Below are 13,634 nucleotides of genomic sequence, written 5' to 3' on the forward strand. Positions count from 1 at the left end.
CACCATGGGATGACCCTCGAGGCGCGTTAGTGACCGAGGATCTGGCTCAGGAACAGCTGTGTGCGCGGGGATTGCGGGTTGCTGAAGAAGGCCTCTGGTTCGTTCTGTTCAACGATCTGGCCCGCATCCATGAAGATCACACGGTTCGCCACTTTGCGTGCAAAGCCCATCTCGTGGGTCACGCAAAGCATGGTCATGCCCTCTTCGGCAAGCTGGATCATCGTGTCCAGCACCTCTGCGATCATTTCGGGATCGAGCGCCGAGGTCGGCTCGTCAAAGAGCATGATCCGGGGGCGCATGCACAGTGAGCGCGCGATGGCGACACGCTGTTGCTGCCCCCCCGAAAGCTGGCCGGGGTATTTGTCGGCCTGTTCGGGGATTTTGACCTTTTCGAGGAAATGCATCGCCGTTTCCTCGGCCTCCTTCTTGGGCGTCTTGCGCACCCAGATCGGGGCCAGCGTGCAGTTTTCCAGGATGGTCAGATGTGGAAACAGGTTGAAGTGCTGAAAGCACATGCCGACCTCGGAGCGGATCTTGTCGATGTTCTTGAGATCAGAGGAGAGCAGCGTCCCATCCACTTCAATGGAACCCTGCTGGTGCTCTTCCAACGCGTTGATGCAGCGGATGAGCGTGGATTTGCCTGAGCCCGAAGGCCCACAGATCACGATCCGTTCGCCGCGATTGACCGTCAGATCGATGTCGCGCAGCACATGAAAGGTGCCGTACCATTTGTTCATGTTGGAGATGGTAATCGCGATCTCATCCGAGACCTGCATTTGTGTTGCTTGTTCAGCCATGCTTCTGGCCTTTCTCATTTTTAAACCCTATCGCTTTCGCTACTTGAGGGTGTGTGGTTTTAAACCCTGCCGCTTTGCTGCTTGAGGGCCTGAAAATTACGCCCCGCCGCCCTATGCGGCAGAAGGATGGGTCAGCGGTGATCGGTCGCGAGGCGGCGTTCCAGCCATTGTGAATATTGCGAGATGCCATAGCAGACGACAAAGAACAGCAGCGCCGCAAAGCCCAGCAGTTCCCAATAGACGCCATTCCATTCGGTCGATGCCAGAATAGGCCCCCGGATCATCCCCAGAATATCGAACATCGAAATAACCGACACCAGCGTCGTATCCTTGAACAGACCCACGGCGATGTTGACGATGCCCGGGATCGAAATCTTGAGCGCCTGGGGCAGGATGATCAGCCGCGTTGCTTGGGCGTAGTTCAGGCCCAGGCTGTCGGCCCCCTCATATTGCCCCTTGGGAAGGGCTGCGAGGCCACCCCGGATCACCTCGGCGATATAAGCCGCCGAGAACATTGTGATCATGATCACCACGCGCAGGAACAGATCCACCGTGGATTCAGGCGGAAAGAAATAGGCCAGCATCACCGAGGCGACAAAGAGCAGCGTGATCAGCGGTACACCGCGGATAAACTCGATGAAGACCACACAGATGATCTTTATCAGCGGCATCGACGACTGCCGCCCCAGTGCCAGCGCGATGCCGATGGGGATGGAGAGCGACACACAGGTCACGCCCAGCATCATGTTGAGCATGAAGCCCCCGAGATCGCGCGACGGCACGGCCTCCATCATGGCGTTGTCGGATGCGCCTTCGGGGATCAGGAAGCCGCCCAGCCACCAGATCACGAAGGCGGCGGCGATCCCCCCAAAGAAACCAGCGGCAAAGCTGCGTGCGACGTAGCGTTGGTAGATCAGAACGCCACCCGCAGCACCAACCAGAGCCAGGATTGGCACAAAGATCGTGCCGCCCCAGATCAGGTAGTAGGCGATGAACGGATACAGCGCCGTAAACGCCAACAACTTGCGCGGCAGGTCGAAAAACAGCACCGGCGCGATGGCCACAAAGAGCAGCAAGAAGGCCAGTCCGGGGCGCCAGTAGAGTTCGGAGGGGTATTTAAAGCCAAAGATCAGCTGCGGCCAGCGTTCCGCCAGCACCGCAAAACAGGCCCCGCGCGCGCCGTCAAGGATCTCGCGACACTCAGACAGGCTATTGGCATTCCAGACCCCGTTCAGGATCCACGGCACGGTTGGTGCCAGGGCGAGATAGATAACATAGGCCGCGACAATGGTCAGCAGCGCATTGGCCGGTGTCGCAAATAGGTTTTCACGCATCCATTTGACCGGACCCGTGGCCGCATAGGGCGGGGCCTGTTGCGGGATTTCCTCGGAGCGCACGAAGGCGACGGAATTTGCATGTATATCTGACATGGTTCAGCGCTCCTTCAGCTTAACGGAATTATTGTAGACGTTCATGATCGCGGAGATCGACAGCGAGATCGTGAGATAAAACAGCATCAGCAATAGCACGCATTCAATCGCGCGCCCCGTCTGGTTGAGCGTGATGCCCCCCAGCGTCGCAGTTATATCCGCATAGCCCACGGCAATCGCCAGCGAGGAGTTCTTGGTGATATTGAGATATTGCGAGATCAACGGCGGAATGATGACCCGCAGCGCCTGTGGCAGCACGACGAGGTTCATCACACGACCCGGACGCAGACCCAGAGCGGAGGCGGCCTCGGTCTGGCCTTTGCTCACGGCCTGAATGCCGGCCCGCACGTTTTCGGCGATGAAGGCCCCGGTGTAGATCGACAAGGCAAACCAGAGCGCAATCAGCGGCGCACCAATCTGGATGCCGCCGCTGAAGTTGAAGCCGCCCAGAACCGGGTAATCCAGCCCGATGGGACGTCCCATGACAACGAAAACCAACAGCGAGGGGACAAAAAGGATGGCAAGGCTCGGCCACCCTGTCGGCAGCAATTTACCCGTCGCATAGAGCAGGTTCGTCGCATAGCGGCGATAGGCAAAGACACCGATGATGGAGGCAAAAAACGTCGCAACGACCACCATGGAGCCCGGCCCCCAGATCGGCGCAGGCAGGTAAACACCTCGGTTGGTGAAAGCGATCGACCCCAGCAACATGGTCGCTTCGGGTTCGTCCCCGCGAAAGGCGCGCGGGGCGGGCATCACCGCCGTCATGATGGTGAAAATAATGATGATCCAGATCAGAACCGGAATATTGCGGAAAATCTCGACGTAAAAAGCCATCAGTTTGGAAACGAGCCAGTTGTTCGACAGCCTCAAAACCCCGGCCGTGACGCCAAAGACCGTCGCCGTGATACAGGCCAGAAAGGCGACCAGCAGCGTGTTCAGGATCCCCACAACAGCAGCGCGCGCGTTGCTGGATTGGCTGTCGTATTCGATCAACGTCTGGTTAATGTCATATCCCGCCGGCGAGCCCAGGAAATCATAGGCAATATTAAGGCCTGCAGCCGCGAGGTTGGTCAAAAGATTATTCGCCAGATAGGCAAAAGCGACAATCAGCACCAGCAGCGCAATTCCCTGAAATGTCAGCGAACGATACCGCGTATCGTTGATCAACATGGACAGGCGGAACGACTCCCGTGGCGGGTCGGTCAGTATCGTCATTAAAATTTTCCCCGTGGTTCCGACCTTGATTTTAACGGGCACTTTGCGCGCCTCGGTGGTCGGGTTGTCGTTTTATTGGTCTCTAAAAGCGAAGGGCGCAGGAGTTCCTGCGCCCTTGGCCGTGTCGTTTTTAGCGGAAGGGCGGCGAGTAGACCAGGCCACCGTTCGTCCACTGTGCGTTCAGCCCGCGTGCAAGACCGATGGGGGTTTCTTCACCGATGTTCTTGGCAAAGACCTCACCGTAATTACCCTCGGCCGCAATCGCGCGCTTGGACCATTCAGCGTCCAGACCGAGCATTTCGCCCAATGTGCCTTCGGTACCGAGCAAACGTGCAACTTCAGGGTTGGTGGTATTGGCCGCCATTTCGTTGACGTTGGCCGATGTCACGCCCAGCTCTTCTGCTGTGATCAACGCGTTCAGCGTCCAGCGCACGACATCTGCCCATTCGTCATCGCCGTGACGTACAAGCGGACCGAGCGGTTCCTTGGAAATGATTTCGGGCAGCAACACGTGATCAGTTGGATTCTCGAATGTGGCCCGAGTGGAGGCCAGACCGGACGCGTCCGTCGTGTAGGTGTCGCAGGCACCGGCAAGGTACTGCTGCTGGCCTTCGGCATTGGTTTCGATCGGCACCGGCTCATAGCTGATGTTGTTGGCGCGGAAGAAATCCGCAAGGTTCAGCTCAGTAGTTGTACCGGTCTGGATGCAAACTGTCGCGCCATCAAGTTCTTTGGCCGAGGATACACCCAGCGCCTTTGGCACCATGAAGCCCTGACCGTCATAGTAGTTCACGCCCACGAAGGTGAACTTCAGGTCCACGTCGCGGCTAAAGGTCCATGTTGTGTTGCGCGCCAGCATGTCGATTTCGCCGGAGGCCAGAGCCGTGAAGCGCGTCTTGCCCGTTGTCGGGACAAATTCGACCGCGGTCGGATCCCCCAGAACGGCCGCGGCAACAGCGCGGCATACCGCCACGTCAAAGCCCTTCCATTCGCCGTTTGCATCTGGTGCCGCGAAGCCCACAAGACCCGTGGTCACGCCACAGTTGAGTGTGCCACGTGCTTTGACGTCGTCCAACGTACCAGCGGCAGCCGCACCCGCAGCAAAGCCAGCAATGGTCAGCGCACCAAGTAATGTAGATTTGTTCATTTTTACCTCTTCCTGATTTTCCGCCGTTTCTGACGGGTCTCCCGGCGTATTTTTAACCGAAACTTGTATTGTTTTAAAGGGTCCAAGTGGGCGGCATATTGCTCGGATTCACGCAATAACGTCAAGGGTTACGCTGCTAAAATCGCAGCCTCCCCTACGTTAGATCCCATATTTCGGGCCAAAACAGTCAAGAATCAGCTGTGCAGAGGTCAAAAACCACTTTTGCGTGTTCAAAAGCCCGTTGTTTCAGAGCCGCGGCGGCCTCGGCCTCTTCATCGCGGCCCCATTGCTCGGCCTGCCACACTTCATCCAGCCGCGAGACCCTCCAGATGTCTGCTGCCGGTTGAACGTTCTGCGTGGCCGCAAAGCCCAGCACCAGAGAGCCCGTCAGGCTGACGAGATCGTGAAAGGCGGCCAGTTCAAACGCGTTGAGCGCATGAACATGGTGCGATAATTGCGCCAGGGCATCCGGGTCCTGGGCAATATGCATGACACCGGAACGCGCCTGCAACCGCGCACCCAATGCCCCCTCAACCCAGGTGAGAAACGGATCCCACTGCGCTGCCTGCCGGGCCACCAGTTCAACGGGTTGCTCCGCGCGATAACACAGCAGATCGCTGTCCCCATAGGCGGCGAGCATATCCGCGACCTCGCCGTGTTGCACCGCGACCTTGTCAATCGCTGCATTGGCGGTCTGCGTAAAGGGCATCTTTGACGGGTTTATCTTGTCTTCCTGCGCGTCCCATTCTGCGGCAATGGCCTCGGCAAACCCGCGACTGGGCACCAAAAGCGCCTGTTTCGCGGGCGTTTTCACAGCCCGCCCGTCCAATGCGATCCCGTATCCGTCCTCGACCGACACCACTGATGCCGTTTCCCAGAATCGCTTGGCCTTCCATTCGCTCATGCCGTTGCCTTCCACGCCTCATCCAGCGCCGTCTCCAGCTGCCCGAAATCGCTTAGAATCGCGCGCGCCGCACCCAATGCGGCAACCGGGTGGTATCCCCAATCCACGCCGAGCCCGTAAACGCCCGCCGCCGCAGCCATATCCATATCAAAACTGGTATCGCCAATCATGACCGTCCGGTCGGGCGAAACCCCCGCCTCTGACATGGCTTGATGGATCATCGAGGGGTGGGGTTTGGAGGGGTGGAAATCGGCGACTTGCTGGGTCATGAACACACCCTCCAGCCCATGCCCTTCGATCAACTTATCCAGCCCACGCTTGGATTTACCGGTCGCGACGCCCAAAATCACATCCTCGCGCGCACTCAGACGCTCCAACGCGGCGCGCGCGCCCGGATAAAGCGGGGAGGATTGCGCCGCACCGCTCTGCGCGCGCAGGTCCATATAAGCATCCTTATAGGCCTGCACCATGCGGGCATGATCCGCATCCGGGGCCAGCCGCGCCATCGCCACGTCCAGCGAGAGGCCAACGATGCCTAAAATTCGGGCGCGTTCAGGTGCAGCCAGGCGCACAGCCTCGAAGGCACGCCCCATCGCCGCGAGGATATCCGCCTGGCTATCCACCAGCGTGCCGTCCACGTCAAAGATCACCAGCCTCATTCGAGCGCCTCGAACGGGTCCTCGGCCGCCAGATCTTCGCTCCAGCCAAAGGTGTCCCAGCTTTGCGCCATGTGATCCGGCATCGGGGCCGTGACTGTGATCATTTTGCGCGTTTCGGGGTGCTCGAACCGCATCATCCGTGCGTGCAGGTGCAGTTTCTTGGAAATGATCCCGCCTAGTTGGGCGCCCCAGCCATCACCCATGTTCTCCTGACCCGACCCGCCATATTTACCATCCCCGATGATCGGATGCCCGATTTCGGCCATATGCGCGCGCAATTGATGGGTGCGCCCGGTCACAGGTTCCATCGCGATCCACGCCGCGCGCGAGGCCACCCTGTAGAGCGTGGCGTAAAGCGTATGCGCACGTTTGGCCCCATAGGTGCTCTCGATCTCGCGCGGATGCACGGCGATCATTTTCTCGCCCTCGCCACCACCGCCACGTCCGGGGGCCTTGACCAGCCCGTATTTGATCTCGCCCAGATACGGCGTCGGCACACCCGCCACCAATGCCCAGTAAATCTTGCGAGTTTCGCGGTGCCGCATCGCCGCCGTCAGCGCCTTGGCCGCCATCCGCGTGCGCGCCAGCAGCAAAACCCCCGATGTGTCCTTGTCCAACCGGTGCACAAGACGCGGTTTTTCCTCGAACCCGAATTTCAACGCCTCGCCCATACCATCCACATGGCGCAGCTGTTTGGAGCCGCCCTGCGTCGGAAGTCCGGGGGGTTTATTGAGCGCAATCACATGATCGTCCCGGTAAATAACGCAGGACTGGATGAGTTTCACATCCGCATCGGACACTTTGGAACGCGGTTCAGGCGCGGGGGCGGCCTCGCTAGGCAGGGGCGGGATACGCACCTGCTGGCCGACCTCCACGCGGGTCGAGCCCTTAACGCGGCCCCCATCCACGCGGATTTCGCCTTTGCGACACATCTTGTCGATGCGGCCCTGGCTGATCTGCGGGAACTGCTTGCGAAACCATCGGTCCAGCCGCTGATCTCCGTCGTCCTCCTGAATGGTCAGGGTCTGTACCCGGCTCATAATAATATCCCTCGCATCACCCAAAGGCCCAAAAAGAGGCCTGCAATCGACAACCCCACCGATAGCGCCACATAGGCACCCGCCATCCCGAAATGCCCCCGTTCCAGCAGCGTCACGGTTTCCAGCGAAAACGCCGAAAACGTCGTGAATCCACCCAAAAGCCCGGTCATCACCAAGGGGCTCAGATGGGTCAACCCGCGCTGCGCAGCCAACACGACGAAGGCCCCCATCAGGAACGATCCCAACACATTTGCTGCCATGATCGCCACAGGAAATTCCGTCGGCCCCGTTATACGCAGCGCGCCCACACCCCATAAAAAGCGCAAAGACGCGCCAATCGCGCCGCCAAAGGCCACCATGATCAGAGTTTTCATCATCCGCGGTCTGTCACGCACCCTCACGCCATTGTCAAGTTTCACAAGCGGTTGAGGCAGCGATGGATCATGCCCCTATGCCAAGTATGCCCCAAAGGAGTGCATCTGTTCTATTAAGTGTAGTGGGTCAGATGTGATCCGGCAAAACCCTGTGGGAGGATTTTGTGAAGACGCGCGCAGTTGCCATTTGTCTGAAGTGACTTCGCCTTGATTTTGGTGTGATCGATATCGTTGATTGCCGGGAAGTGCTGGAAGTCGTGCTTGTCAGCACGGGCGCAATAATCCGTGCCACAATCGTCAAAATACGGATTGCTGGCTGGTCATGTTCCTCGTGGAATAGCAGCCCGTGATCGTTCAGCCAGCCCGCTGCCATGATCGGCAGCTTGGGAATGTAGAGTGTGGCATGCGCGACCTTGGAACAGACCCAAACATGCCGTCATTTTCATCACATCAAAGACCTCTGCTGCCAAAACCAAACAATGCCCAATTTCCAATCCTGCAATACTGGAATAGAACATCCGCCATGAGTGATCTTTTCGACGATCTCGCGAATACCTCCGAACCGGCCGCAGCAGAGGCCGGTGACAGGCCGTTGGCGGATCGCATGCGCCCTGCAAGGCTTGACGATGTCATCGGACAGGATCACCTGCTGGCTGCTGACGCACCCCTTGGTGCGATGCTCGCGGCCAACACCCTGTCCTCACTAATTTTCTGGGGGCCGCCCGGCGTTGGAAAAACCACCATCGCGCGGCTTTTAGCGGATGCTTCTGAGCGCGCCTTCGTGCAGATCAGCGCGATTTTTTCGGGCGTCTCCGAGTTGCGCAAGGTGTTTGATGCAGCCAAGACCCGGCGGCGCATTGGTCAAGGCACGTTGCTCTTCGTGGACGAAATCCATCGTTTCAACAAGGCGCAACAAGATGGGTTCCTGCCCCATATGGAGGACGGCACCATCGTGCTGGTGGGCGCGACGACGGAAAATCCGTCCTTTGAATTGAATTCAGCGCTCTTGTCGCGGGCGCAGGTTTTGGTGTTACGCCGGCTCGAAACACCGGCGCTTGAAAAGCTCATGAGTCGCGCAGAGCAGATGCTGGGCAAGCAGCTACCGTTGACGCCGGACGCCCGCACGGCCCTGGTGAACATGGCGGATGGTGACGGGCGCGCAGTGTTGAACCTGATCGAACAAACCGCGACCATCACCAATGACGCCCCGCTGGGGCCAGCGGAACTGGCCAAGCGGCTTCAACGGCGCGCCGCGCAATATGACAAATCGGGTGACGGTCATTACAACCTCATCTCTGCGCTGCATAAATCAGTGCGCGGGTCGGACCCGGATGCCGCGCTTTATTGGCTGGCACGGATGCTGACCGCAGGCGAGGACCCACGTTTTCTGGCCAGGCGCATCACCCGTATGGCCGTCGAGGACATTGGTCTGGCCGATCCGCAGGCCAACCGGCTTTGTCTGGACGCTTGGGCCACATATGAGCGGCTCGGCTCCCCCGAGGGGGAATTAGCGCTGGCGCAAGCGGTGATTTACCTGGCCCTCGCGCCGAAATCCAACGCCGCCTATGTGGCTTACAAACAGGCGATGAAATTGGCCAAACAGACTGGCTCCGAACCACCGCCGAAACATATCCTGAACGCGCCCACGGGCCTGATGAAGGAGGAAGGCTATGGTCAGGGGTACGCCTATGATCACGATGCCGAAGATGGATTTTCGGGCCAGCACTACTTCCCGGACGATATGGAGCGCGTCGCGCTCTATGCCCCGCCCGAACGCGGTTATGAGCGGGAGATGAAAAAGCGCGTGGCCTATTTCGAAAAGCTGCGCCAAAAGCGACAGAATAAATAGACAACCGCGAGACATGTAAGGACCGGCGAGTTCATACCTGTACAGGCGCGTCAAATGAGGTACGCCCCCCTCGTCGAGAGGCCTTGCCGCGACAGCCTGATCCGCTTTGCAGGCTCAACTGTTTGACAACTCATTTATCCCACGAAAAAGCCCCTGTGTCACCGGGACTCAGGGGCTTTGATCATTTTCTTCGCAGCCGAGGTTTACGCTTCGCTGACGTCATCCTCAGCAGCAATTCGGGCCTTGTCAGCAGCACCCTTGGCGTCGCGATCCCGGTCCACGAACTCGATGATCGCCATCGGTGCCATGTCACCATAACGGAAACCAGCTTTGAGAACACGGACGTATCCACCTTGGCGATCCTTGTAGCGCGGGCCCAGGATGTCGAAGAGTTTCGTAACATACTGGTCCTGCTTGAGCTTGCTGGCAGCTTGACGACGCGCATGCAAGTCGCCGCGTTTCGCCAGTGTAATCATCTTTTCGATGATCGGGCGCAGTTCCTTTGCCTTAGGTAAAGTTGTTTTGATCTGCTCATGTTCGATGAGCGAGCCTGCCATATTAGCCCAGAGCGCCTTGCGGTGCTCATGTGTACGGTTAAGGCGGCGATATCCACGTGCGTGACGCATATTTTTTCTCCTAGATGTGCCCTCTACGGGCTATTTTACTTTGTCTGGCCAGCGATGCGTGTCACCGGCTCTCCTTGGGGCAAAACGCCCGGGTCGTAATGGTGGCCCAAAGGCCCACCCTACGGCATGTCACCGTAAGGTGGGCCTTTGGGCCACCGCCTGCTTAAAATGAATCCTCGAATTTCTTGGCGAGGTCCTCGATGTTGTCTGGCGGCCAGTCCTCGACGTCCATGCCCAGGTGAAGCCCCATGCCCGACAGCACTTCCTTGATCTCGTTCAGGGACTTACGGCCGAAGTTAGGCGTGCGTAGCATTTCCGCTTCGGTCTTCTGGATCAGATCGCCAATATACACAATATTGTCGTTCTTGAGGCAGTTCGCAGAGCGCACCGACAGTTCCAACTCGTCCACTTTCTTCAGCAGCAGCGGGTTGAACTCAAGACCATCATCTTCATCCGCGCGGGATGCGGACTCTGGCTCGTCGAAGTTGACGAAGATGCCCAGTTGGTCCTGAAGAATACGCGCGGCAAACGCTACCGCATCATCCGGCGTCAGCGACCCGTCGGTTTCCACCTTCATGGTCAGTTTATCATAATCGAGCACCTGACCTTCACGGGTCGGCTGCACATCGTAGCTGACCTTCTTGACCGGCGAATAGATCGCATCAATCGGGATCAGACCAATCGGCGCGTCCTCAGGCTTGTTCTTCTCTGCGGAGACATAGCCCTTGCCCTGATTGACCGTCAGCTCCATGTAGACGTCCGCCCCATCATCAAGGTGGCAAATCACATGCTCGCGGTTTAACACTTCAATGCCCGCGGACTCCGAAATGTCACCCGCTGTTACGACGCCCGGCCCCTTGGCGGAAATCGACAGGCGCTTGGGCCCTTCGACTTCCATACGGATACTGACGCCTTTGAGGTTCAAAATGATATCGGTGACGTCTTCACGTACACCTGCCACGGATGAAAACTCGTGCAAGACGTTGTCGATCTGCACCGATGTGATCGCGGCACCTTGCAGCGACGACATCAACACACGGCGCAGCGCGTTGCCCATCGTCAAACCGAAACCACGCTCCAGCGGCTCGGCAGTGACAACCGCTTGGCGCGCCGGATCGTTACCCGGTTTGACGTCCAGTTGTTGCGGCTTAATCAATTCAGCCCAATTCTTGTGGATCATGCGTCCCTCCATTCTTGTCTACGCCCCATGTCCCTAAGGCGACGACTCTCGAGGTTTCAAAAAAGCGAAATGGGGCCGTGCGAAATCACACGGTCCCACATGGTAAATTTATCCTTAAACGCGGCGACGCTTGGGGGGGCGGCAGCCGTTGTGTGCCATCGGCGTCACGTCACGGATCGACGTGATGTTGAACCCGGCCGCTGCAAGCGCGCGCAATGCGCTCTCACGACCCGACCCCGGTCCCTGCACTTCGACTTCCAACGTTTTCACGCCGTGCTCCTGTGCTTTGCGTCCGGCATCCTCAGCGGCCATCTGAGCCGCATAGGGTGTCGATTTACGCGAGCCCTTGAAGCCCATCGTGCCCGCAGAGGACCATGCAATCGCATTGCCTTGCACATCAGAAATCAGGATTTTTGTGTTGTTAAAGGAGCTATTCACATGCGCCACACCAGCGGCGATGTTCTTGCTGGCCTTCTTCTTAACGCGGGTTTTTTCACGTGCCATGGATCAGACCCTCCCTTATTTCTTCTTACCAGCAATGGCCTTTGCGGGGCCTTTGCGGGTGCGAGCGTTGGTGTGGGTGCGCTGACCGCGAACCGGCAGGTTACGACGATGACGCAGGCCGCGATAGCACCCAAGGTCCATCAGGCGCTTGATGTTCATCTGTGTGTCACGACGCAGATCACCCTCAACGGAGTAATTCGCATCAATGTGCTCACGCACGGACAGAACTTCGGCATCCGACAACTCGTTGATGCGGCGCGACGGGTCGATACCGACAGCTTCGCAAATTGCTTTTGCGGAGGTGTTTCCGATACCGGTGATATAGGTGAGGGCGATTGGAACCCGCTTTGCAGTCGGGATGTTTACGCCGGCAATACGTGCCACGTGTTATCTTCCTTTTCGTTGCGGGTCCGTGATACCAGACCCTTTTTTCACAAACGAAACCCGGAGCGTCGAAAGCACCGGGTATCAGCTGATCAGGTGATCCCGCAGAGGCAAAAACGACACGCCTTACGGATTGATTCTCATTAGAGATAGCGCGTGGTAGGGGCTTTTTAAGATGGCGTCAACCCGTGGGGACGATAACCACTGATCAGGGTCAAACGGCAAGCGGACACACAGACACTGGATCGAAAAATCAACTCATAGTAGCATAGCCATATTCATCCGAAACGGAAAGCCGCAGCTGTGAGAGACCGCAAAAATCATCGCCCGTCCCAGGGCAATCGCCCGCCTGTTCAGAGCCGGAATGCCGCCGGGCGCGTGGCGCGCAATGACATGCTCACCGCGGTCCAGCAACAGGCCGACCAATGCCCCACAACCGGCGCGCTCAATGCGCTTCAACGTCAGGCAACCGGCGTGATTCAGCGCGACGTGGTAAAGTCGGATGCGCCAGACTGGGCGAAAGAGGATTTCATCGACGGCGTCGGACGCGACACCGCCAAAAGCAACCCCGTGGACCGAAGCCCCCTCACCCACAACGGCAGCTATGATGCGCGGGGCAATTTAGCAGGTGATGGCAGCGCAGGTCCCGCCGCCTGGGCAAGCGAGCATTACGAGCGTATGAATGAGGGACCCGCAGGCGTCGATGACAGGGCGATTACCCACAATGCAGGCTATGACGCAAAAGGCGATCTGGCCATAGATCGCAGCAATGCGCTGGCACGAGAGGCCTATCTCAACGAGCCGATGACCTTGATGTGCAGCATGGTCGATGGCAAAATCGGCAGCATCTATTTTGAAGGCGGGCGCGTGCGCACGACCCATACCGGCGGTCCCACAAAATCGGAACACAACAAAAATCGGCTGTTTCAGTTTAATATCGACCGCAACGCCGCACATGATCACTACACGCGCACCGGCGACAAGAAGCGCTGGGAAAAACACTTTCGCGACGCCCACCCAACAAGTATTTTCAACGAGTGGCTCGCGCAAGCGCTCAAGGGCGAGGGTGTCACGGCCACACCCGCTTGGGCCACACCGGTTCTGAGCGCGGATGATGCCTTGCCCGATGACGGCAATCAGGACGCCGCCGGGTTGAAGCTTTTTGAGGTCATGGTCAAACGGAACGGCAGGCTGGGCAAACACCCCTCCCGCGGGGCGTTGGTCAAGATGACCGCCACCCTGACGCGCGCAGAACTAACGATGCTCAAAAAGGTTGGCGAGACGATTAGCGATCGGGACAATCCCCACATCGGCAACGTGATGTTTTACAATTTCGTCAAAACATCATTGCCGCAACTGCTGCCCTATATCCGCACGCCGGAAGAGATCAAGGCAGAAGATGCCGAATGGGAGCGCACACATCGGCCGAAGCGGAAAAAGAAAAGGAGGTTGTCGTTCTAGAAATGTGGGCCGCAACACGCTCACTTTGCCCAAAGCGCCCTGCCCCGTGGCCATCGATGAC

The 13,634-nt window shown here is 58.3% G+C and carries 14 protein-coding genes; 2 read left to right on the plus strand and 12 right to left on the minus strand.

Annotated features, from left to right (window positions below; all coding sequences use genetic code 11):
* Nucleotides 1-26: 26 nt before the first annotated feature.
* The 8 genes from ROLI_RS16570 to crcB form a co-directional block, all read right to left on the minus strand.
* Nucleotides 27-797 carry an amino acid ABC transporter ATP-binding protein gene (locus ROLI_RS16570; RefSeq protein WP_187431577.1) on the minus strand — a complete coding sequence of 257 codons (771 nt, stop codon included), beginning with the start codon at nt 795-797 and terminating at the stop codon, nt 27-29.
* 131 nt (nt 798-928) lie between these two features.
* Nucleotides 929-2,227 (minus strand): amino acid ABC transporter permease, encoded by a 1,299-nt coding sequence (locus ROLI_RS16575; RefSeq protein WP_187431576.1) that lies wholly within the window; start codon nt 2,225-2,227, stop codon nt 929-931.
* Nucleotides 2,228-2,230: 3 nt separating this feature from the next.
* Nucleotides 2,231-3,445: an amino acid ABC transporter permease gene (locus ROLI_RS16580; protein WP_187431575.1), complete on the minus strand. Its 1,215-nt coding sequence runs from the start codon at nt 3,443-3,445 to the stop codon at nt 2,231-2,233.
* A 130-nt stretch (nt 3,446-3,575) separates the two neighbouring features.
* Nucleotides 3,576-4,592, minus strand: coding sequence for an amino acid ABC transporter substrate-binding protein (locus ROLI_RS16585; protein WP_187431574.1), 1,017 nt, complete (start codon nt 4,590-4,592; stop codon nt 3,576-3,578).
* A gap of 187 nt (nt 4,593-4,779) precedes the next feature.
* Complete coding sequence (locus tag ROLI_RS16590; protein ID WP_187431573.1) at nt 4,780-5,496, minus strand: ATP12 family chaperone protein; 717 nt, start codon at nt 5,494-5,496, stop codon at nt 4,780-4,782.
* Nucleotides 5,493-6,155: an HAD-IA family hydrolase gene (locus ROLI_RS16595; protein ID WP_187431572.1), complete on the minus strand. Its 663-nt coding sequence runs from the start codon at nt 6,153-6,155 to the stop codon at nt 5,493-5,495. The genes ROLI_RS16590 and ROLI_RS16595 overlap by 4 nt, the downstream gene beginning before the upstream one ends.
* On the minus strand, nt 6,152-7,195 hold the full coding sequence (locus ROLI_RS16600; protein WP_187431571.1) for an RluA family pseudouridine synthase: 1,044 nt from the start codon (nt 7,193-7,195) through the stop codon (nt 6,152-6,154). The genes ROLI_RS16595 and ROLI_RS16600 overlap by 4 nt, the downstream gene beginning before the upstream one ends.
* Nucleotides 7,192-7,572 carry a fluoride efflux transporter CrcB gene (gene crcB, locus ROLI_RS16605; RefSeq protein WP_187431570.1) on the minus strand — a complete coding sequence of 127 codons (381 nt, stop codon included), beginning with the start codon at nt 7,570-7,572 and terminating at the stop codon, nt 7,192-7,194. The genes ROLI_RS16600 and crcB overlap by 4 nt, the downstream gene beginning before the upstream one ends.
* A 520-nt stretch (nt 7,573-8,092) precedes the next feature.
* Between crcB and ROLI_RS16610 the strand changes: the two genes are divergently transcribed.
* Nucleotides 8,093-9,418: a replication-associated recombination protein A gene (locus tag ROLI_RS16610; protein WP_187431569.1), complete on the plus strand. Its 1,326-nt coding sequence runs from the start codon at nt 8,093-8,095 to the stop codon at nt 9,416-9,418.
* 203 nt (nt 9,419-9,621) lie between these two features.
* Here ROLI_RS16610 and rplQ read toward each other — a convergent pair whose 3' ends face one another.
* From rplQ to rpsM, 4 genes are all read right to left on the minus strand, one after another.
* Entirely contained in the window at nt 9,622-10,044 is a 423-nt protein-coding gene (gene rplQ, locus ROLI_RS16615) for a 50S ribosomal protein L17 (RefSeq protein WP_187431568.1), read from the minus strand.
* A 163-nt stretch (nt 10,045-10,207) separates the two neighbouring features.
* Nucleotides 10,208-11,224, minus strand: a complete 1,017-nt coding sequence (locus tag ROLI_RS16620; RefSeq protein WP_187431567.1) for a DNA-directed RNA polymerase subunit alpha — start codon at nt 11,222-11,224, stop codon at nt 10,208-10,210.
* 114 nt (nt 11,225-11,338) lie between these two features.
* On the minus strand, nt 11,339-11,728 hold the full coding sequence (gene rpsK / locus ROLI_RS16625; RefSeq protein WP_187431566.1) for a 30S ribosomal protein S11: 390 nt from the start codon (nt 11,726-11,728) through the stop codon (nt 11,339-11,341).
* Between the two features lie 15 nt (nt 11,729-11,743).
* Nucleotides 11,744-12,112 (minus strand): 30S ribosomal protein S13, encoded by a 369-nt coding sequence (rpsM, locus tag ROLI_RS16630; protein ID WP_187431565.1) that lies wholly within the window; start codon nt 12,110-12,112, stop codon nt 11,744-11,746.
* Between the two features lie 303 nt (nt 12,113-12,415).
* Here rpsM and ROLI_RS16635 point away from each other — a divergent pair, with 303 nt between their 5' ends.
* Nucleotides 12,416-13,573, plus strand: a complete 1,158-nt coding sequence (locus ROLI_RS16635) for a hypothetical protein (RefSeq protein ID WP_187431564.1) — start codon at nt 12,416-12,418, stop codon at nt 13,571-13,573.
* The last annotated feature ends 61 nt before the right edge of the window (nt 13,574-13,634 follow it).

It is taken from the genome of Roseobacter fucihabitans (genome assembly GCF_014337925.2).
In the GTDB taxonomy this organism is placed as follows: Bacteria; Pseudomonadota; Alphaproteobacteria; order Rhodobacterales; family Rhodobacteraceae; genus Roseobacter; species Roseobacter fucihabitans.

What these genes read in the sequence shown, in the direction of transcription:
- ROLI_RS16570 (WP_187431577.1), bottom strand. Translation starts at nt 797, where the DNA reads ATGGCTGAACAAGCAACACAAATGCAGGTCTCGGATGAGATCGCGATT.
- ROLI_RS16575 (WP_187431576.1), bottom strand. Translation starts at nt 2,227, where the DNA reads ATGTCAGATATACATGCAAATTCCGTCGCCTTCGTGCGCTCCGAGGAA.
- ROLI_RS16580 (WP_187431575.1), bottom strand. Translation starts at nt 3,445, where the DNA reads ATGACGATACTGACCGACCCGCCACGGGAGTCGTTCCGCCTGTCCATG.
- ROLI_RS16585 (WP_187431574.1), bottom strand. Translation starts at nt 4,592, where the DNA reads ATGAACAAATCTACATTACTTGGTGCGCTGACCATTGCTGGCTTTGCT.
- ROLI_RS16590 (WP_187431573.1), bottom strand. Translation starts at nt 5,496, where the DNA reads ATGAGCGAATGGAAGGCCAAGCGATTCTGGGAAACGGCATCAGTGGTG.
- ROLI_RS16595 (WP_187431572.1), bottom strand. Translation starts at nt 6,155, where the DNA reads ATGAGGCTGGTGATCTTTGACGTGGACGGCACGCTGGTGGATAGCCAG.
- ROLI_RS16600 (WP_187431571.1), bottom strand. Translation starts at nt 7,195, where the DNA reads ATGAGCCGGGTACAGACCCTGACCATTCAGGAGGACGACGGAGATCAG.
- crcB (WP_187431570.1), bottom strand. Translation starts at nt 7,572, where the DNA reads ATGATGAAAACTCTGATCATGGTGGCCTTTGGCGGCGCGATTGGCGCG.
- ROLI_RS16610 (WP_187431569.1), top strand. Translation starts at nt 8,093, where the DNA reads ATGAGTGATCTTTTCGACGATCTCGCGAATACCTCCGAACCGGCCGCA.
- rplQ (WP_187431568.1), bottom strand. Translation starts at nt 10,044, where the DNA reads ATGCGTCACGCACGTGGATATCGCCGCCTTAACCGTACACATGAGCAC.
- ROLI_RS16620 (WP_187431567.1), bottom strand. Translation starts at nt 11,224, where the DNA reads ATGATCCACAAGAATTGGGCTGAATTGATTAAGCCGCAACAACTGGAC.
- rpsK (WP_187431566.1), bottom strand. Translation starts at nt 11,728, where the DNA reads ATGGCACGTGAAAAAACCCGCGTTAAGAAGAAGGCCAGCAAGAACATC.